Origin of the sequence: Gemmiger formicilis (assembly GCF_016901605.1) — a bacterium.
GTDB classification, from domain to species: Bacteria; Bacillota; Clostridia; order Oscillospirales; family Ruminococcaceae; genus Gemmiger; species Gemmiger formicilis_B.
On record NZ_JACJKP010000846.1, the window covers coordinates 1 to 220 of the forward strand.

Sequence of the window (220 nt, forward strand, 5' to 3'; positions counted from 1 at the left end):
ATCAGGATATTCAGACCTTGGAGAGCAAGTGGCCCACCGGCACCTGCCTGGAGATGTTCCCGGACTATGTGTGGGAAAATGCTCTGGAACTGCTTTTTGGCCGGATCAGCCAGCCAACAGGCCAACACACATCACACCAGCCAGCAGGAGAGAAAATGCTTTTTTCATTCTGTGATCCTCCTTGTTGTTTCTGTAAACGTTTCTGGGGTTACTATTAAAT

At 48.6% G+C, this 220-nt stretch carries 1 pseudogene; it reads left to right on the plus strand.

From position 1 onward, the window contains the following. Positions 1-218: pseudogene (locus H6B10_RS18375) on the plus strand (hypothetical protein); the annotation flags it as partial. Positions 219-220 lie beyond the last annotated feature (2 nt).